At 39.7% G+C, this 17,813-nt stretch carries 19 protein-coding genes and 1 other annotated feature; of the genes, 18 read left to right on the forward strand and 1 reads right to left on the reverse strand.

Features of this window, described 5'->3' with window-relative positions:
- The first annotated feature begins 363 nt into the window (after positions 1 to 363).
- From RYX56_RS20410 to rsmI, 10 genes are all read left to right on the forward strand, one after another.
- Positions 364 to 525, forward strand: a complete 162-nt coding sequence (locus RYX56_RS20410; RefSeq protein ID WP_317123892.1) for a sigma factor G inhibitor Gin — start codon at positions 364 to 366, stop codon at positions 523 to 525.
- 136 nt (positions 526 to 661) lie between these two features.
- Positions 662 to 2,113, forward strand: a complete 1,452-nt coding sequence (locus tag RYX56_RS20415; RefSeq protein WP_317123849.1) for an aminotransferase class I/II-fold pyridoxal phosphate-dependent enzyme — start codon at positions 662 to 664, stop codon at positions 2,111 to 2,113.
- On the forward strand, positions 2,110 to 2,757 hold the full coding sequence (gene tmk / locus RYX56_RS20420) for a dTMP kinase (protein WP_317123850.1): 648 nt from the start codon (positions 2,110 to 2,112) through the stop codon (positions 2,755 to 2,757). The genes RYX56_RS20415 and tmk overlap by 4 nt, the downstream gene beginning before the upstream one ends.
- Before the next feature lie 5 nt (positions 2,758 to 2,762).
- Positions 2,763 to 3,092, forward strand: a complete 330-nt coding sequence (gene darA, locus RYX56_RS20425; RefSeq protein WP_047972799.1) for a cyclic di-AMP receptor DarA — start codon at positions 2,763 to 2,765, stop codon at positions 3,090 to 3,092.
- Positions 3,093 to 3,107: 15 nt separating this feature from the next.
- Positions 3,108 to 4,097: a DNA polymerase III subunit delta' gene (holB, locus tag RYX56_RS20430; protein WP_317123851.1), complete on the forward strand. Its 990-nt coding sequence runs from the start codon at positions 3,108 to 3,110 to the stop codon at positions 4,095 to 4,097.
- Between the two features lie 4 nt (positions 4,098 to 4,101).
- Positions 4,102 to 4,929: a PSP1 domain-containing protein gene (locus tag RYX56_RS20435; protein WP_047972801.1), complete on the forward strand. Its 828-nt coding sequence runs from the start codon at positions 4,102 to 4,104 to the stop codon at positions 4,927 to 4,929.
- Positions 4,930 to 4,944: 15 nt separating this feature from the next.
- Positions 4,945 to 5,292, forward strand: coding sequence for a DNA replication initiation control protein YabA (yabA, locus tag RYX56_RS20440; RefSeq protein WP_047972802.1), 348 nt, complete (start codon positions 4,945 to 4,947; stop codon positions 5,290 to 5,292).
- A gap of 87 nt (positions 5,293 to 5,379) precedes the next feature.
- Positions 5,380 to 6,117 carry a tRNA1(Val) (adenine(37)-N6)-methyltransferase gene (locus RYX56_RS20445; RefSeq protein ID WP_317123852.1) on the forward strand — a complete coding sequence of 246 codons (738 nt, stop codon included), beginning with the start codon at positions 5,380 to 5,382 and terminating at the stop codon, positions 6,115 to 6,117.
- Complete coding sequence (locus RYX56_RS20450; protein ID WP_317123853.1) at positions 6,117 to 6,386, forward strand: GIY-YIG nuclease family protein; 270 nt, start codon at positions 6,117 to 6,119, stop codon at positions 6,384 to 6,386. Before RYX56_RS20445 ends, RYX56_RS20450 begins: the two co-directional genes overlap by 1 nt.
- Positions 6,370 to 7,233 carry a 16S rRNA (cytidine(1402)-2'-O)-methyltransferase gene (rsmI, locus tag RYX56_RS20455; protein ID WP_317123854.1) on the forward strand — a complete coding sequence of 288 codons (864 nt, stop codon included), beginning with the start codon at positions 6,370 to 6,372 and terminating at the stop codon, positions 7,231 to 7,233. Before RYX56_RS20450 ends, rsmI begins: the two co-directional genes overlap by 17 nt.
- 57 nt (positions 7,234 to 7,290) lie before the next feature.
- Here the strand turns inward: rsmI and abrB are convergent, their stop codons facing one another.
- Complete coding sequence (gene abrB / locus RYX56_RS20460) at positions 7,291 to 7,581, reverse strand: transition state genes transcriptional regulator AbrB (RefSeq protein ID WP_047972806.1); 291 nt, start codon at positions 7,579 to 7,581, stop codon at positions 7,291 to 7,293.
- A gap of 201 nt (positions 7,582 to 7,782) precedes the next feature.
- Between abrB and RYX56_RS20465 the strand changes: the two genes are divergently transcribed.
- From RYX56_RS20465 to yabG, 8 genes are all read left to right on the forward strand, one after another.
- A complete protein-coding gene (locus RYX56_RS20465) occupies positions 7,783 to 8,745 on the forward strand; it encodes a DNA double-strand break repair nuclease NurA (RefSeq protein WP_317123855.1) in 963 nt (320 codons plus the stop codon).
- Between the two features lie 13 nt (positions 8,746 to 8,758).
- Complete coding sequence (locus RYX56_RS20470; RefSeq protein WP_317123856.1) at positions 8,759 to 10,591, forward strand: ATP-binding protein; 1,833 nt, start codon at positions 8,759 to 8,761, stop codon at positions 10,589 to 10,591.
- A gap of 69 nt (positions 10,592 to 10,660) precedes the next feature.
- Positions 10,661 to 10,904, forward strand: a binding site (T-box leader).
- A 49-nt stretch (positions 10,905 to 10,953) separates the two neighbouring features.
- A complete protein-coding gene (gene metG / locus RYX56_RS20475; protein ID WP_317123857.1) occupies positions 10,954 to 12,945 on the forward strand; it encodes a methionine--tRNA ligase in 1,992 nt (663 codons plus the stop codon).
- 108 nt (positions 12,946 to 13,053) lie between these two features.
- Complete coding sequence (locus tag RYX56_RS20480) at positions 13,054 to 13,824, forward strand: TatD family hydrolase (RefSeq protein ID WP_317123858.1); 771 nt, start codon at positions 13,054 to 13,056, stop codon at positions 13,822 to 13,824.
- Positions 13,825 to 14,052: 228 nt separating this feature from the next.
- A complete protein-coding gene (locus RYX56_RS20485; RefSeq protein ID WP_317123859.1) occupies positions 14,053 to 15,333 on the forward strand; it encodes a ubiquitin-like domain-containing protein in 1,281 nt (426 codons plus the stop codon).
- Positions 15,334 to 15,455: 122 nt separating this feature from the next.
- A complete protein-coding gene (gene rnmV, locus RYX56_RS20490) occupies positions 15,456 to 16,013 on the forward strand; it encodes a ribonuclease M5 (RefSeq protein WP_317123860.1) in 558 nt (185 codons plus the stop codon).
- Complete coding sequence (gene rsmA / locus RYX56_RS20495) at positions 16,010 to 16,888, forward strand: 16S rRNA (adenine(1518)-N(6)/adenine(1519)-N(6))-dimethyltransferase RsmA (protein ID WP_317123861.1); 879 nt, start codon at positions 16,010 to 16,012, stop codon at positions 16,886 to 16,888. Before rnmV ends, rsmA begins: the two co-directional genes overlap by 4 nt.
- 50 nt (positions 16,889 to 16,938) lie before the next feature.
- Positions 16,939 to 17,811 (forward strand): sporulation peptidase YabG, encoded by an 873-nt coding sequence (yabG, locus tag RYX56_RS20500; RefSeq protein ID WP_317123862.1) that lies wholly within the window; start codon positions 16,939 to 16,941, stop codon positions 17,809 to 17,811.
- The last annotated feature ends 2 nt before the right edge of the window (positions 17,812 to 17,813 follow it).

The raw sequence follows: 17,813 nt of genomic DNA on the forward strand, positions 1-17,813 counted from the left end.
TAGTTGGGGGCTTCCCCCTGTGAGAGTAGGACGTTGCCAGGCACCTAAAACCATTCCGATAAGGAATGGTTTTTTTGATGTATAAAGAGTATAAAGGCGCGATAGAGCTTACTAGTATCGATGAGAGACACTTCATGCCCAGGTAATAAAGTATTCAATTGATGGGCTACTTCAATTATTATCTGTGAGTGGATAGGCACAGATCAGGGTTTACTTGAATAAAGTAAATATAGAAATGATTTGATTCGACTGATTATGAGTATATTGAGAGTATAAAGAATCTATACTGTGCCGACAATGAAGCTAGAGGTGATGAGGATGAAACAAACTAGAGTCATTCATGTACGGCTAGGGGAAAAGTGTATGTGTTGTGATCAAGTGGGGAATGAAGGTTTGCATGTATTTAAGTCATTTATCTGCCATTCGTGTGAAAAGAAGATAGTGGGAGTAGAGTGTGAGCAAGAGCATTACCAGCACTATATATCAAACTTAAGAGATATTCTTCCTTCCGAAAAGCATAGGTAAAACCTTTAAAGAACTGATTCTAACAATCGCATCACTAGTTAAGTGGCTGCTTGTTAGGATCAGTTTTTTTGTATAATAAGGAGCAAGGGCATAGTAGTCTTGTTTCTTTTATAATGTAAGAAAGGAGTGAGCGAAGTTGAAACATAAATATACAAAGACTCCATTAATTGATGCGATTCAAGCACATTTTAAAAGAGAGCCTATTTCATTACATGTACCAGGGCACAAGAATGGTGAACTTTTTCATTCATCATTAATAGAAGATTTTAAGCATGTACATAAATACGATGTGACTGAACTTGAAGGTCTTGATGATCTTCATGATGCTACAGGAGCGATACATGAAGCCGAGCAAGCAGCTGCCCGGTTTTATCATGCTGGAGAGACATTGTTCTTAGTAGGGGGATCCACTGTCGGGAACTTAGCGATGGTAAAAGGATTATGTGAGCAACAAGATCAAATATTAATCCAGCGTAATAGTCACAAATCATTGTTTAATGCAATAGAATTATTCCAAGTAGAGCCTATCTTTTTGACCCCTGAACTAGAGAAAGAAACAGGTCATGCGTTAGGTCCTTCGATTAAAACAGTTGAAAGAGCAGTTCAACAATTTCCAAAAGCTAAAGCTTTATTTTTAACGTATCCAACTTATTATGGTGCAACGTATGAATTAAAACAGATCATAAAAGTCGCTCATGAGGCAGGGATGCTTGTTTGTGTTGATGAGGCACATGGTGCTCATTTTGTATTAGGAGAACCATTTCCACCATCTGCCCTTCTGTTAGGAGCAGATATTGTCGTTCAGTCTGCTCATAAAATGCTTCCTGCCCTTACAATGGGTTCTTACTTACATTTTCATCATACTTTAGCGGTTGATAGTAAATCCAAAATAAAAAAAGTACTAACCATGCTGCAATCGAGCAGTCCATCTTATTTAATAATGGCTGCCCTAGATGGAGCTAGGGCTTATACAGAAGAAATAGTGCAAGAAGATATTGATATCATGCTTGCAGGAGTTCAATCATTTATTAACGAATTAGCTACTATTCCGCAATTAAAAGTCATTAAAAGAGAGAGCTCTCCCTATTCTTCAGATCCTTTAAAGGTTACAATAAAGTCATGTACAACTTTAACGGGATTTGAATTACAAAGGCTATTTTATGATGCTGGTGTAGATGTTGAGTTAGCTGATGATATGCATCTATTACTAGTCTTTGGTTTAACATTTAATAAGAAAGTACCGGAGATCATTAATCGAATCAAAAAAGCTGTTTCATCGTATGCCGTCATTGATAAGGAAAACAAGGTGGTAGAAACAGAGAAGAAAATCTCTATGCTACACGTGGCCCCGCATCAACTGAAACAGTTCGACACCAAGAAGTTAAAGGTGGAGAAAGCAGAGGGGTATATAGCAGCTGAAGCAATTATTCCGTATCCACCGGGTATACCACTCATCTTCCCTGGTGAGAAAGTAGATAATGAAGTAGTGAAAGATCTAAAGAAGTTATATGAAGCGGGAGCATTTTTTCAAGGAACGAACCCCGTTGTAAATGGATTAGAGGTATTAGAGTTGGAGGAAGTCGAATGAAAGAAGGACTGTTTATCACCATTGAAGGTGGAGAAGGAGCAGGAAAAACCACAATCGTAGATAAAATAGAAGAAAATTTAAGAACACGTGGCATTGATTTTGTGCGAACAAGAGAGCCTGGTGGGATTCGCATAGCTGAAAGGATACGTGAAGTGATTCTTGATGTGGAGCATACAGAAATGGATGCAAGAACAGAAGCATTATTATATGCAGCAGCAAGAAGACAACATTTTATTGAGAAGGTATTACCTGCTCTTAAACAAGGAAAAGTAGTTATTTGTGACCGATTTATTGATAGTAGTCTTGCTTATCAAGGGCATGCTAGAGGGATTGGGTTCAAAGATGTTCTTGCAATCAATGAATTTGCGATCGAAGGTCATTTTCCCGATTTAACCTTATACTTTGAAATAGATCCTGAGATTGGTCTTGCTAGGATAAAAAGAAGTGGCACGCGTGAGGTAAATCGATTAGATCAAGAAGTCTTTGACTTTCACGAAAAAGTGAAAGTGGGCTATGAAAAAGTAATCGAGGAGCACCCTGATCGGATTGCTATTATTGATGCCAATCAAGACATAGAGGCAGTTTTTCGCGATGCGATGAAAAGGATTAATACATTTCTAAGTACCTCACTAAACAAGGAGTGATCAAGATGAAATTAATTATTGCTGTGGTCCAAGATAAAGATAGTAATCGTTTGTCTGATGCTCTAGTAAAAGCCAACTATAGAGCGACGAAGCTAGCAAGTACTGGGGGCTTTTTAAAGGCCGGTAATACAACTTTCTTAATTGGTACAGAAGATGAACACATTGATGAGGTCAAAGAGATCATCAAGAAAAATTGCCAAAGTCGTGATCAATTAGTAGCTCCGATTTCTCCGATGGGTGGAAATGCCGATTCCTATGTGCCTTATCCGGTTGAAGTGCAAGTGGGGGGAGCAACTGTATTTGTTCTTCCGGTTGAGCAATTTGAACAATTTTAAGGGTGATGGAACAAGATGGAATCATGGATTGAATTAAAAAAGAGCCAACCTAAAGTCGTACAATTACTACAACGTAGCTTATCAAAAAACCGGTTGGCACATGCTTACTTATTTGAGGGAAGCAAAGGGATAGGAAAAAAACGTGTTGCGATTCAATTAGCGAAGAGCTTCTTATGTAAGGAAAGAGAGGGTGCTGAGCCTTGTCAAGTATGCTTAGATTGTAAGCGGATTGATCATGGAAACCATCCGGATGTGCATATGATAGAGCCAGATGGACTATCCATTAAAAAGCAACAGGTTGAGCATTTGCAAAAGGAATTTACGTATCGTGGCGTGGAATCAGGTAAAAAAGTATATCTCGTTTCAGAAGCGGATAAAATGACGGCAAGTGCGGCAAATAGCTTGCTTAAATTTTTAGAAGAACCTTCTGCTCCTACTTTAGCAATCTTAATGACTGAACGAGCAGGTAATGTCTTGCCTACTATTCAATCGCGTAGCCAACAATTAAGCTTTTCACCATTGTCAAAAGAAATATTTATAAATCGTTTAGAAAAAGAAGGCAATACAAAGGCGCTAAGTACGCTGATTGCCAGTCTAACTTCAAGTTATGAAGAGGCAATTGCACTTATCGAGTCAGATTGGATTGCACAAGCACGAAGCGTAGTGATACAATTAAATGAAGAGCTTTATGAGAGGCCACATCAAGTGTTCTTAACAATTCAGGATAAATGGATTCCTACATTTAAAGAACGCCGTGAACTTGAGCTTGGTCTTGATATGATTCTCTTATGGTTGAGAGACCTTTTATATACACAGGTTGGCAAAACCGATCAATTGGTTTTTGTTGATCAACAGACGTTGCTAGAGCAGCAAGCCCTCTCTAGCTCGCAGGAGAAAACGAGTCAAAACATGTCTTTTGTACTCGAAGCAAAGCGCCATCTAAGCGCCAATGTGAATCCGCAGCTGGTGATGGAGAAGTTGTTCTTTAGCATACAGGAGGGATAGACGGTTGCATCAAGTCGTAGGCGTCCGTTTTAAGAAAGCGGGCAAAATCTATTACTTCTCCCCAGGTAGCTTAGAACTAGATAATGGAGAAGCTGTCATTGTGGAAACATCACGTGGTGTGGAGTATGGACGGGTTGTAATCGGTGTAAAGTCAGTAGGAGAACAAGATGTCGTTCTACCTTTAAAGCAAGTTATCCGGATTGCAACAGAGAAAGATCGCTTAACCGTCCAAGAAAACCGCGAACAAGCCCAAAAGGCATTTGATGTTTGCACAGATAAAATTAATGAACATCAACTTGATATGAAATTAGTTGATGTTGAATATACATTTGATCGTAATAAAGTACTATTTTATTTTACAGCTGATGGACGAATTGACTTTAGAGAACTAGTCAAAGATCTAGCAGCGGTGTTTAGAACGCGTATTGAATTACGTCAAATTGGAGTCCGAGATGAGGCGAAAATGCTCGGAGGAATTGGTCCGTGTGGTAGAGTACTTTGTTGTTCATCATTCTTAGGTGATTTTGAGCCGGTTTCCATTAAAATGGCGAAGGATCAAAACTTATCACTGAACCCTGCTAAGATCTCTGGATTATGCGGGCGTTTAATGTGTTGCTTAAAGTACGAAAATGATATGTATGAGTCAGCTAAAAAAGAATTACCTGACATCGGAAAACATATTAAAACTCCACATGGAAAAGGCAAAGTAGTTGGGCTGAATTTGCTTGAGCGACTTGTTCAAGTTGATTTACTTGAGGGAGAAGGGGTTCTTGAATTCACTATTGATGAAATCATGAATCACAAAGTCGCAGCAGCTGAAGCCACAGAATAAAGAGGTGGGAGCTACGTGGAGAAAAAGGCAATCTTTCAAAAGGTAAGTCAAATTGAAGAACGGATCGGAGAGCTTCATCATGAACTACGTGGCTTGAAGAAACAGCTCGCCCACTTAATAGAAGAAAATCATTATATGCAAATAGAAAATGATAACTTAAGAAAAAGACTCGATGCTGAGGCAGAGCGAGTGGAAGAACTTCCAAAAAATCAAGGACGGAAGCATCCGATTGTAGGGGAAGGCTATGATAATCTAGCCCGTCTTTATCAAGAGGGATTTCATGTCTGTAATACACATTATGGTAGCATCCGTTCTGATGGTGATGATTGCCTCTTTTGTTTATCATTTTTGCATCATAAGTAAGTTGAAGTACGATCTTAGAAAAGGCCTTCCGTCTTAATAGGAAGGTCTTTTGTTTACATATAAAAAAATGAAAGGTAGTTGGGTAGCTTGAAGAAGTTATATGAGGATGAGCGGATCGATTATATAGCAGGAACAGAGTTAAAAGTTATTCAGAGCCCTTCTGTTTTTTCATTTTCAATAGATGCCATTTTGCTCGCCCGCTTTACATACGTTCCTATTCAAAAGGGGGCCATTTTAGATTTGTGTACTGGTAATGGAGTTGTCCCTCTTGTATTATCTACACGCTCAAAGGCGAAGATTATAGGAGTGGAGATTCAAGAGAGGTTATTTGATATGGCATGTCGAAATGGAAAAATGAATGAGCTTGAACAACAACTCTATTTTGAGCATGCCGACTTAAATGAATTACCTAATACCATAAAAAAGAATAGCTTTGATGTTGTGACATGCAACCCTCCTTATTTTAAAACAATCACAGAGGAAGAGCGTAATAAAAGTCTTCATCTGGCGATTGCGAGGCATGAAATTCACTGTACATTAGACGATGTTATTCGCACGTGTAGCCAGTATGTCAGGCAAAAAGGGAAAGTAACAATTGTACACAGGCCAGAGCGGTTAAGTGATATCATTACGTTGATGAAGAAATACAGAATTGAAGCGAAGAGAATGCAGCTTGTTCATCCTAAGGCGGGAAAAGAAGCGAATATCGTTTTAATAGAAGGCATTAAGGATGGTCACTCTGGGTTAAAGTGCTTACCTTCCTTAACTGTATATGGTGAGGACGGGGAGTATACGAAAGAATTTAAAGAGGTGTATATAGGGTAATGGGTCACTACGTCTATATTCTTGAATGCCGAGATTGTAGTTGGTATACAGGTTATACCACCGACGTCAAACGACGAATAGGGATGCATGAGGATGGTAGAGGTGCAAAGTATACGAGAGGGCGTGGACCCTTTACACTTAAGTACGTCGAGAAATTCGAAACGAAAAAGCAAGCACTTCAGGTAGAATATGCAATCAAAAAACTGAATAGAAAGCAGAAAGAACGTTACGTTCTAGAGAGTGGTGAGAACAATGAAGCAACAAGCTAGTTTTAGAGAAGAGACTGAAGTAGGGTCAATTTATTTAGTCCCAACACCTATAGGTAATTTAGAAGACATGACGTTTCGTGCTATCCGAACATTAAAAGAAGCGGATATGATTGCAGCAGAAGATACAAGACAATCAAAAAAGCTATGTAACCATTTTGACATCACAACGCCTCTTGTGCGATATGATGAACACAATAAGGATAAAGCTGGACATATGCTGATTGAGAAGGTGAAAGAAGGAAAGTCAGTTGCTCTAGTTAGTGATGCGGGGATGCCTGCTATATCAGATCCTGGTCATGATATCGTCAAACTAGCTATTACAGAAGAGATCGCTGTCATTGCCTTACCTGGTGCGAATGCTGCCCTAACCAGTCTAGTCGCTTCAGGACTTAATACAGAGCAGTTTTATTTTGCGGGATTTCTGCCCCGTCAAAAAAAACACCGGTATGAAGCTTTAGAGGAATTAAAATCAATGAGGGCCACATTAATGTTCTATGAAGCCCCACATCGCTTAAAAGAAACAATTGAAGCACTTTTTACTGCATTTGGAAATCGACGTATTAGTATTTGCCGAGAGCTTACGAAGAAATTTGAGGAGTATCAACGGGGAACGTTAGAAGAAGCATTAGTATGGTGTGAAAATGGTATGGTAAAAGGCGAGTTCTGCTTGATTGTAGAAGGAGCAACAGAGGATATTGAGGAAGAAAAATGGTGGGATAACTTAGAGCTAACTCAGCATGTTGAACATTATATCGCCCTAGGAATGACTTCAAAGGCTGCTATTAAACAAGTGTCTACAGACCGTAATCTTCAAAAAAGAGAAGTATATCAAGCTTATCATCAATAAGTGTTGATCAAACAAAAAAGACTCTGAATAGATCAGAGTCTTTTATCAGTAGAAGAATTAAGATTGAGTTGAACGAGATACGTAATCTTGTAATTCTTTAATAATATCTTGTGCACCTTGTGGGCTAAGAATGATTTTTCCACCCGCAATTGAAAGGTTATCATCATTAACTTCACCAGTGATTTGGCAAGTCATGTTTGGCTTATATTTCTTTAAGATGATGCGATCGTTATCAACGTAGATCTCAAGTGCATCCTTCTCAGCAATATCAAGTGTACGGCGTAGCTCAATTGGAATAACTACACGACCTAATTCATCAACTTTACGTACAATACCTGTAGATTTCATTATGAATCGTCTCCTCTCAGACTAGAACTATTTATAATTTTTTGTGTCATTATTCGACATTTTTCTCTCTGTGTTTAGAATACCAGTGTTTCCAAAACAAGTCAATTAAATAATAATGATTTTTGCTTATATATACATGTAATTTATTCCAATTACCTAAACCTAGTAGTAACAGCCGTTTTAAAAGGAGGTAAATTAAGTATGTTAAATCTATCCCCAGATCTTGCTAAAAAGTTGGAAGGTATCGGAAATGAATTAAAAGGAATATATACTCATTCGACAAATAATAAAGAGATCATTCGACAAAAGTTGCAGGAGTCAGGTACTTATTTTCGACAAATGGAGTCGATTTCGACAGAGACTATGTCGAAATGGTTAAATGGTCGTGAGATTGCAGCTGTAGATGGATCTGTAAACCAGACGAAAGGTCAACCTCCTCACCTATTGTATTTATTCCAAGCACTAGGGAAAACGATTTCGGGGTATGAATGTAGAGATTCTGATGTATACACCCCCCTTCTAGATGCAAAAGAAGAATCAGAAGAAGGCTCACCGTCGATTAATATGCGTTCACACCTTTTAGCAAAGCTTGAATTGCAAGTAGCAAGCCAATTAATAGAAGAGCGTGACATTGGCTTTTTGATGATGGATGGTGCTTTATATCATTACAGAATTGATGCCCCAGAAGAATGGGAGCACTTAAGAGGTCTTGCAATAGAGAAAGATGTGCTACTAGTAGGTGTGTCTGAAGAAATTACAACTGAGAACCTCATTAAATTACCTGCCTTTTCAGCAGAGACAATCCGTCCTCACACGTACGATCGAGATTTACTTTTTGGCGTACTCAACCGTGGTGAGATGATATTTATAGAAGCAATCCAACAAAAAGCTGGACTATCCTCTTCATGGATCAGGCCTAGCTCTGCTCCAAGTATGACTGGTTTTGATTTATTAGTAGAACAAACAGATAAACGGGATCTTGTTTCTGATCTTATTTATACTCTTACCCCAAAAGATGGAAGAGGAATCCCTTTTTGGTTGGATTATGTTGATCGTGATGTTAGAGTAACGGATCGTCTTGTCGAAGCTTTAGTAGAGCAGTACATTGATCCTGAAATTAAACAACGATTATTTATACAAAAACGCCAAGATAGACCATACTAAGGAGGAATGAGAGATGCAGATTGTAGGTGTAACTACACAGCATGAGGTATATGTAGCGTCCAAAACTCATAAATTTCGTATGAATGAAATGGTCGTAATAGAAGATGAAGCGCTAAAACATCCAAAAGGTGAAGTGGTCGAAACATTTTCCTATAACCGCTATATACCAATGGGGTTTGATAAAGGAATTGTCGATGATCAAGTGCTAAAGACTTTGGAGCATATTGGCTATGATATTGGTGCAGATGATATTCATCTAGCTAAGGTGCGCTTATTTGAAGAAGCCCCTCAACCGATTCAAACGGGAGCAAGAATTAGACACCCAGAATTTCATGAAATTGAATCATTGCTAGTCCAATCAACACCAACAGATGGCATGATACTTGGAGAAGTCAAATCAACGGACTTTATTGCACCAAGCTTGCCAGATTCGCTTGACGGATTATTACATATTCAAGAAGAAGAAGTTCTTCGCAAACAAAACGGTGTACCGTTTATTTTTGATATTCGAGCTATGCAACAATACCCTCACATAGGAGTTTTTGGTGGCTCTGGTTCTGGGAAATCATTTGGTCTGCGAGTGATGTTAGAGGAATTAATGAAGCTTTCGATTCCAACTATTGTTTTCGATCCTCATTTTGAAATGAACTTTGCAGCTACTGCGAGTGGACTCGATGACGTTCCTTCCTATAAAGATCGTTACACAGTCGTTCAAATTGGTCGTGATGTTGGAGTGGATTTTTCTGCCTTATCAACAAGAGATGTGGAGAGGTTACTTCAAGCTGCTGGTTCCCTAAGTGAGTCGATGGTCAATGTGATTCAAACGATTCATAAGCGAAAAGATAGTTACCAGTCTTTTAGTGATCGAGTGGCAAACTTAGCAGAGGCATTGGAGCTTGGTAAACAAAAGGTAGAAGGCTTTCTTCACGATGGTGGAATGTCTAGGGAAGAAATCGCAAAGTACCACACCTTTAAGAAGTTATTAGATCAATTCGGGAGCTTACCACTTGCCTCGGTAAAGGGAATTCAATGGCGTGTAAATCGTTTAAATCAAGCTGGTCTTTTTCAGCAAAATATTCGCGCGATTGAACAAGGGATCCATGCGGGTCAGCTTGTTGTTGTCCAAGGTGCGGTTTGGTTGTTGCAAGTATTCTCAAGTTATGTCATCGGTTCTTTATATGGGAAGAGACGGATGTATAAAGATGCGAAGCTGCAACAACAGCAAGGTGAGTTTTTCCCGCCATTTGTGGTGGTAACGGATGAAGCACATAACTTTGCTCCGAAAGGATATGATGCTCCTGCTAAATCCGTATTAAAAGAAATTGCACAAGAAGGCAGAAAATACGGAGTGTTTCTCATTTTTGCTACGCAAAGACCGACGCTACTTGATGAAACGATTACGGCACAATTGAATTCTAAATTCGTATTTAGAACCGTAAGGGGCACCGATATTCAAACGATTAAAGAAGAAACAGACTTGACTCATGATGAAGGCAAAAGACTTCCTTACCTTCGCTCTGGGGATGTGTTTGTTTCCTCAGCTATTATTGGTAGAACGATGGCTGTTCGAATTCGCTTTGCTCATTCCACTAGCCCACATACGCTGAATCCATTTGATGAGTTAAAGCAAATGAATGCGGCAAGTGATGATGCCGTCATGGAGGCGCTAAGTCCACATCTTCCTATTGCCGAAATGAGTATAATGAAGGAACTAGAAACACTCAACAAAGAAGCGCAAAAAAGCTGGGATGTGCAGACGTGGAAACAGGAGCTAGAACGCTTGTGTCAACAAGGAAAGTTAAAAAAGCAAAAAACACCATTTGCCACGCTCTATGATCGCTCTTGACAGCAGTCTATAGGGTTCGGTATATTTTGGATAGATTTGAGGAATAAATGTAGAATAAGTAAGTAGATATAAGATCCGATGATAGGATAAGTACATGTATGAGCTATTTGACAGAGAGCCGGGAGAGCTGGGAACCGGTAGTAGAACAACATGGAAAATGGTCCTGGAGGTATCATCTTCGAGCATGTATGTGTTGTAAGGAGATGACGTAGCTGGCGTTAACAGACGAAGTCATGGACTTCATGAGCCTTTCTGCTGTGAAGAGAAAGGGAATGTTGGGTGGTACCGCGTGAGATATGCTCTCGTCCCGATTTGGATGAGGGCTTTTTGTATTGTCTAAAAAGAAGTGGGAGGTTTTTTTAATGAGTGAGAACAAAACATTTTATTTAACAACGCCGATTTATTATCCAAGTGCTAAATTACATATCGGTCATGCGTATACGACGGTAGCTGGGGATGCAATGGCTCGCTATAAGCGTCTTCGTGGCTATGATGTCCGTTATTTGACTGGTACAGATGAGCATGGTCAAAAAATCGAGCAAAAAGCAGCTGAAAAAGGGTTAACGCCACAGCAATTTGTCGATGAAATCGTTGCTGATATACAGTCTCTATGGAAAAAACTAGATATTTCTTATGATGACTTTATTCGTACAACAGAAGAGCGTCATAAAAATGTTGTTCAAACCATTTTTGAGCGTTTGCTTGCACAAGGGGATATCTATCTTGATGAGTATGAAGGTTGGTACTCAATCCCTGATGAAACATTCTACACAGAACTTCAATTGGTTGATCCGATTCGCAATGAAGACGGGAAGATTATTGGTGGAAAGAGCCCAGATAGTGGTCATCCGGTAGAAAAGGTTCGTGAACAATCTTACTTCTTTAGAATGAGTAAATATGCGGATCGCCTGTTAAAGTTTTATGAAGACAATCCGACGTTCATTCAGCCAGAATCTCGTAGAAATGAGATGATTAACAACTTCATTAAGCCTGGTCTTGAAGACCTTGCTGTATCGCGTACCTCTTTTAAATGGGGTGTACAAGTACCGAGCAATCCTGAGCATGTTGTCTACGTATGGATTGATGCTCTATCAAACTATATTACTGCACTTGGCTACGGACAAGACAGTGACGAGCTTTACCAAAAATATTGGCCGGCAAATGTTCACTTAGTAGGAAAAGAAATTGTTCGCTTCCACACGATCTATTGGCCAATCATGTTAATGGCACTTGATTTACCTTTACCTAAGAAAGTATTTGCTCATGGATGGTTGCTCATGAAAGATGGAAAGATGTCGAAGTCCAAAGGGAACGTCGTGGATCCTGAATCATTGATTGATCGTTACGGATTAGATGCTCTTCGTTATTATCTATTACGTGAAGTTCCATTCGGTTCTGATGGTGTGTTCACGCCAGAGGGATTCGTCGAGCGTGTTAATTATGATCTAGCTAATGACCTTGGTAATTTATTGAACCGTACAGTAGCGATGATTAATAAATATTTCAATGGTGCTCTTCCGACTTATGTGAAGGATGCAACACCATTTGATTCTGAGTTACTAGATCTTGTGAACGCGACGGTCACTAAGGTTGAAAATGCTATGGAAGAAATGGAGTTTTCAGTAGCATTAACAGCTATTTGGCAGCTAGTTAGTCGTACAAATAAGTACATTGATGAAACACAACCATGGATGCTTGCTAAAGATGAATCTAAGCAAGAAGAGCTAGGTTCGGTTATGTATCATTTAGCAGAATCCTTGCGCTATGTGTCTGTATTAATTCAACCATTCTTAACAGAAACACCGAAAAAAATATGGGCTCAGCTTGGACTAAACGCGGAGGTAACAAGTTGGGAATCTCTAAGTAATTTTGCACAAATCCCAGCTGGTACAACTGTTCAAAAAGGACAACCTATTTTCCCTCGTCTTGAAGTACCTGAAGAAGTAGCCTATATCGTTGAAAAAATGGGAGGGGCAAAGCCTTCAGAAGGGAAGAAAGAAGAAACGAAGCAAGAAGACATACCAGAAGTAGATGAAATTACGATTGATGATTTTACTAAAGTAGAGCTTCGTGTAGCAGAAGTTTTAGGAGCAGAACCAGTAAAAGGTGCCGATCGTTTGCTTAAAATTCAACTAGATTTAGGCTATGAAAAACGTCAAGTGGTATCAGGTATTGCGAAATATTATTCTGCAGAAGAATTAAAGGGCAAAAAAGTTATTTGTGTTACGAACTTGAAGCCAGTTAAATTACGTGGTGAATTATCACAAGGAATGATTTTAGCTGGTTCAAAAGGTAAGAAGTTACAGCTTGCTACAATTGATGGCAGCTTACCAAACGGGGCTCAAGTTAAATAGATCTCACCATTAGGTGGAAAGCTAGTCAAAAGGAGAAGAGATAAACCTTCTCCTTTTGACATTTGTTTTATTAGTATATTTTTTTGGTAAACTAGGAGGTAAGAAGATATGTTATTTGATACACATGTCCACTTAAATGCTGATCAATTTGAGGATGATATAGAAGAAGTAATAGAACGTGCGAGAGAAGCAGGAGTCAGTGAAATGGTTGTGGTCGGTTTTGATGAGAAAACAATCAATCGTGCACTTCATTTAATCGAAAAGTACGACATGCTATATGCAGCTGTAGGTTGGCATCCGGTTGATGCAATTGACATGACAGACGAACATTTAAATTGGCTAGAAGAGTTAGCAGCGCACCCAAAGGTCGTAGCTCTTGGAGAAATGGGTCTTGATTATCATTGGGATAAGTCTCCGAAAGATGTTCAAAAAGAGGTATTTAGAAAGCAAATTCAACTAGCTAAAAAGGTCAAATTACCAATTGTCATTCATAACCGTGAGGCTGACCAAGATATTGTAGATATTTTGGAGGAGGAGGACGCTAGGGAAGTTGGTGGAATTATGCACTGCTTTGGGGGGAGCGTAGAAATAGCTGAACGTTGTCTCAACATGAATTTCTATATTTCTCTTGGAGGTCCGGTAACGTTTAAAAATGCAAAACGTCCAAAAGAAGTAGCGAAGCATGTACCGATGGATCGTTTACTAATTGAAACGGACTGCCCTTATTTAGCGCCACATCCATACCGCGGAAAACGTAACGAGCCGGCCTACGTTAAGCTTGTAGCGGAACAAATTGCTGAGCTTAAAGAGGTGGATTTAGAAGTGGTGGCGAATAAAACAAGAGAGAATGCTAAAAGACTTTTTGGCATAATTCGATAGCCGCTTTTGTCAAAGCGTGACGGGGCTTGTCTAGAATAATTCTGTTTCGTTATAGTTCTACACGACAAACGTCACGCATAGAGTGGACGTGTCGAGAAGTTAGGGTTTCCAATCATGCCATTTTCATAGATAATAGAGTAGATGTGGCGCGGTACCCATATTTAATCAGTTGACAAAAAGGAGGTACAGTGTTTATAATTCGAACGTTGAGAAGGAGGAATGGATGACATGGAAGCGAATATACGCCGGTTTCTTCCAGGTAATGGTTCTGGTATGAAACTAGTCATCTCCGTCATAAGTCTCATTCTCTTCGTTGGCGTGATCATTTACGCTGTATACGAGACGACGAAGGCAACAGTTACGGTTATGGTTGATGAAGAAGAAGTAACCGTTCAAACACATGCTTCAACTGTTGCTGAATTGATGATGGAGCAAGAATGGGATGTTAACGAATATGATCATATAGAACCATCACTAGATTCTCGAATTGATGGAAATATGCTTGTAACGTGGCAACCTGCAAAGCAAGTAGCAATGACAATTGATGGAGAAAAGCAAAATGTATGGACGACTGCTGAAGACGTTGAACAGCTTTTAGCCGAACAAAATATTGAATATAATGATCACGATCACATTGAACCAGCAGTTAATACGGTAATTACTGAAGATTTAGTTGTAAACTATGAATCTGCCTTTCAAGTTGAGCTTACAAGTGACGGTGAACAACAAGGGTTTTGGACAACTTCGACGACTGTCGCTGACTTTTTAGAGAAAGAAAATGTTTCATTAGGAGAACTTGACCGAGTCGAACCTGCGTTAGAAGAACGCTTAGACGAAGCAACAGATATTCGAGTGATACGGGTAGAAAAAGTCACCGATGTGGTGGAAGAAACCGTTGCATTTGGCACGGTTACAAAACGAGATGATGATCTTGAGAATGGTAAGGAAAAAGTAGTAAATGCTGGTGCTGAAGGCCAGGTGAATAAACATTTTGAAGTGGTGCTTGAGGATGGAGAAGAAATTTCTCGTGAACTAGTGAAAACCGAGACGGTAAAAGAGAGTGAAGATCGGATTGTTGCTGTAGGAACAAGACCTGCTCCTGAGACCGTATCTCGTAGTGCAAGTCCGAAACCAGCACCGACGAGTACACCTAGCCCAACTCCTGCAAGTAATAACAGTTCAAGTTCCTCCTCTGAGAGCGAATCTAAATCAAGCGGAGGTCGCACAATGACTGTTAGTGCAACGGCTTATACTGCTTCTTGCAGTGGTTGTAGCGGAGTGACGGCAACTGGAATTAATTTGAATAACAATCGTAATATGAAAGTGATCGCAGTAGACCCAAGTGTGATTCCGCTAGGCTCAAAAGTCCACGTAGAGGGCTATGGTACAGCTGTTGCTGGAGACACAGGTGGTGCGATTAAAGGAAATAAAATTGACGTTCATGTTCCGACGAAAGAAGAGGCTACACGTTGGGGACGTAAGTCAGTTAAAATTACTATTTTAGATTAATGGCTTATCTGCACAGAGCGTTATCGTTCTGTGCTTTTTTTTTGTGAAAAAAAAGTCTACAATATAGAGAACAATTTATTTAGCATGGTAAGGATAAGTAGGGTTAATAAAGGAGTTTGTGAATGAAAATTAAAGAAGTAATCGTTGTAGAAGGTCGAGATGACACTGTGGCGGTTCAAAGAGCAGTAGATGCTGATACGATTGAAACGAATGGCTCTGCCGTTAATAAAGCTTGTCTAGAGCGTATCGCCCTTGCCAAAGAGCGCAGAGGTGTGATTATTTTGACAGACCCAGATTATCCGGGTGATCGGATTAGAAATGTGGTAAATGAACATGTTCCAGGATGTAAGCATGCATTCCTTCCAAAAGACGAAGCCATCTCAAAAAATGGAGATGACCTTGGTGTCGAAAATGCATCAATTGAAGCAATTCGTATGGCGCTTAGTCATGTACTACAAACATATGAGGAGCCGCTAGAGACGATTACTTGGGATGATTTACATGCTGCGGGCCTTATAGGAGGTCCCTGTGCTAAACAACGTCGTGAACATCTTGGAATATTGCTTAAAATTGGGTATGCGAATGGAAAGCAATTGTTAAAACGACTGCACACGTTTCACATATCGGAATCTGAATTTAGGGAAGCACTTATTGAGGTATACAGGGAGGAACAACAATGAACAAGGATATTGCCACACCGATACGCACGAAAGAAATTTTAAAGAAGCACGGCTTTAGTTTTAAAAAGAGCTTAGGCCAAAACTTTTTAATCGATACAAATGTTTTACGGAATATAGTAGATGCTGCAGGTCTTGATGAAACATCAGGGGCGATTGAAATTGGGCCTGGAATCGGAGCTTTAACCGAGCAGTTAGCTAAAAGAGTCGATCAAGTAGTTGCATTCGAGATTGATCAACGATTATTACCGGTCTTAAAAGACACGCTATCACCTTATGATAATGTTGAAGTGATTCACTCGGATGTTTTAAAAGCAGATATTAACGAGGCGATTACAACCCACTTCAAAGATGGCCAGGATCTAATGGTGGTAGCGAATCTTCCTTATTATGTCACGACGCCAATTCTAATGAAATTACTTGAATTGAAGTTGCCAATAAGAGGAATTGTGGTCATGATCCAAGCTGAAGTGGCAGAAAGAATAGCAGCAAAGCCAGGTACAAAGGATTATGGATCATTATCAATTGCTGCTCAGTATTATGCAGAGGCGGAGAAAGTGTTAACGGTTCCTGCGTCGGTTTTTGTACCCCAACCTAGAGTTGATTCAGCTGTCTTGCGCTTAACAATTAGAGAGACTCCTGCAGTTGATGTGATAGATGAACAGTATTTCTTTAAAGTGTTTCATGCAAGTTTTGCTAACAGAAGAAAAACGATTTTAAATAACCTTATTCATAATTTAGCTTCAAAGGAACAAAAGCCAAAAATTGAACAGGCTTTAGCAGAAGCAAATATAGATCCTAAAAGACGTGGTGAAACATTATCAATTGAAGAGTTTGGCATTTTAAGTGATACTCTTTACAGAATTCTTCAACCTTAGCACAGTTTTTCTTTCTCTCACATAGGCTGAGTTGAGAGGGGGAAGTGCCGATGAAATTAAAAACTGGAGATATTGTGGCTCGGCTTTCCTACAAATGTGATATATTATTTCGCGTTCACAAAATCATAGGCAATACAGTAGAGCTTGTTGGAGAAGAGATGCGTTTAGTAGCAGATGCCCCTCTAGAGGATTTAGTGCTCATCTCTGAAGAAGAGAGGACAAAGCGTAGGAAACAAGCTCTAGAGACAGAATTGAACTCCTACCGCCTTTTTAGGCAAGATGCTAAGCTAATGAAAGAGCGAAATGAATATGAGTCCACATCTGGATATGAAGCAGAATCATCTTTTTTTGAGTTGCGTGGTCGTGTTTTGCATGTTGACGGGGATCCGCTCTATTTGCGTAAATGTACAGAGTTATATGAGCGTTTAGGGATACCTGTGTATGGAGTTCATATAGCTGAAAAGGAAATGCCTGCACAGATTGGTTCCTTACTTGAGATGGTTCAACCAGACATTGTGGTCATCACAGGTCATGATGCTTATTTGAAAGGAAAGGGAGATGAGGACGACTTACGTTCTTATCGGCACACCAAACAGTTTGCAGAATGTGTCAGGATTGCTAGAAAACATGTGGCACACAGAGACGAACTGGTGATTTTTGCTGGTGCTTGCCAATCTCATTTTGAGACGTTAATAAGAGCGGGTGCTAATTTTGCAAGTTCTCCTGAACGAGTCAATATTCATGCGCTCGACCCCGTTTATATAGCAGCTAAAGTTAGCTTAACATCATTTATGGACCGTATTGGCCTTTGGGATGTCTTGCGAAACACGATTACCGGTGAAAGAGGTTTAGGTGGGATCGAAACGCGTGGCGTTATGAGGCGAGGAATGCCAATAAAACAAGAGTACCAGTCAGAAGAATGACT

Source organism: Alkalihalophilus lindianensis, from assembly GCF_032843265.1.
GTDB lineage: Bacteria > Bacillota > Bacilli > Bacillales > Bacillaceae_D > Alkalihalophilus > Alkalihalophilus lindianensis.

Coding starts and splice junctions, on each gene's coding strand:
- rsmI (WP_317123854.1), top strand. CDS start 6,370: ATGAAGCAACAAGCTAGTTTTAGAGAAGAGACTGAAGTAGGGTCAATT.
- darA (WP_047972799.1), top strand. CDS start 2,763: ATGAAATTAATTATTGCTGTGGTCCAAGATAAAGATAGTAATCGTTTG.
- RYX56_RS20450 (WP_317123853.1), top strand. CDS start 6,117: ATGGGTCACTACGTCTATATTCTTGAATGCCGAGATTGTAGTTGGTAT.
- abrB (WP_047972806.1), bottom strand. CDS start 7,581: ATGAAATCTACAGGTATTGTACGTAAAGTTGATGAATTAGGTCGTGTA.
- metG (WP_317123857.1), top strand. CDS start 10,954: ATGAGTGAGAACAAAACATTTTATTTAACAACGCCGATTTATTATCCA.
- RYX56_RS20410 (WP_317123892.1), top strand. CDS start 364: ATGTGTTGTGATCAAGTGGGGAATGAAGGTTTGCATGTATTTAAGTCA.
- RYX56_RS20480 (WP_317123858.1), top strand. CDS start 13,054: ATGTTATTTGATACACATGTCCACTTAAATGCTGATCAATTTGAGGAT.
- rsmA (WP_317123861.1), top strand. CDS start 16,010: ATGAACAAGGATATTGCCACACCGATACGCACGAAAGAAATTTTAAAG.
- yabG (WP_317123862.1), top strand. CDS start 16,939: ATGAAATTAAAAACTGGAGATATTGTGGCTCGGCTTTCCTACAAATGT.
- tmk (WP_317123850.1), top strand. CDS start 2,110: ATGAAAGAAGGACTGTTTATCACCATTGAAGGTGGAGAAGGAGCAGGA.
- RYX56_RS20470 (WP_317123856.1), top strand. CDS start 8,759: ATGCAGATTGTAGGTGTAACTACACAGCATGAGGTATATGTAGCGTCC.
- holB (WP_317123851.1), top strand. CDS start 3,108: ATGGAATCATGGATTGAATTAAAAAAGAGCCAACCTAAAGTCGTACAA.
- RYX56_RS20465 (WP_317123855.1), top strand. CDS start 7,783: ATGTTAAATCTATCCCCAGATCTTGCTAAAAAGTTGGAAGGTATCGGA.
- rnmV (WP_317123860.1), top strand. CDS start 15,456: ATGAAAATTAAAGAAGTAATCGTTGTAGAAGGTCGAGATGACACTGTG.
- RYX56_RS20485 (WP_317123859.1), top strand. CDS start 14,053: ATGGAAGCGAATATACGCCGGTTTCTTCCAGGTAATGGTTCTGGTATG.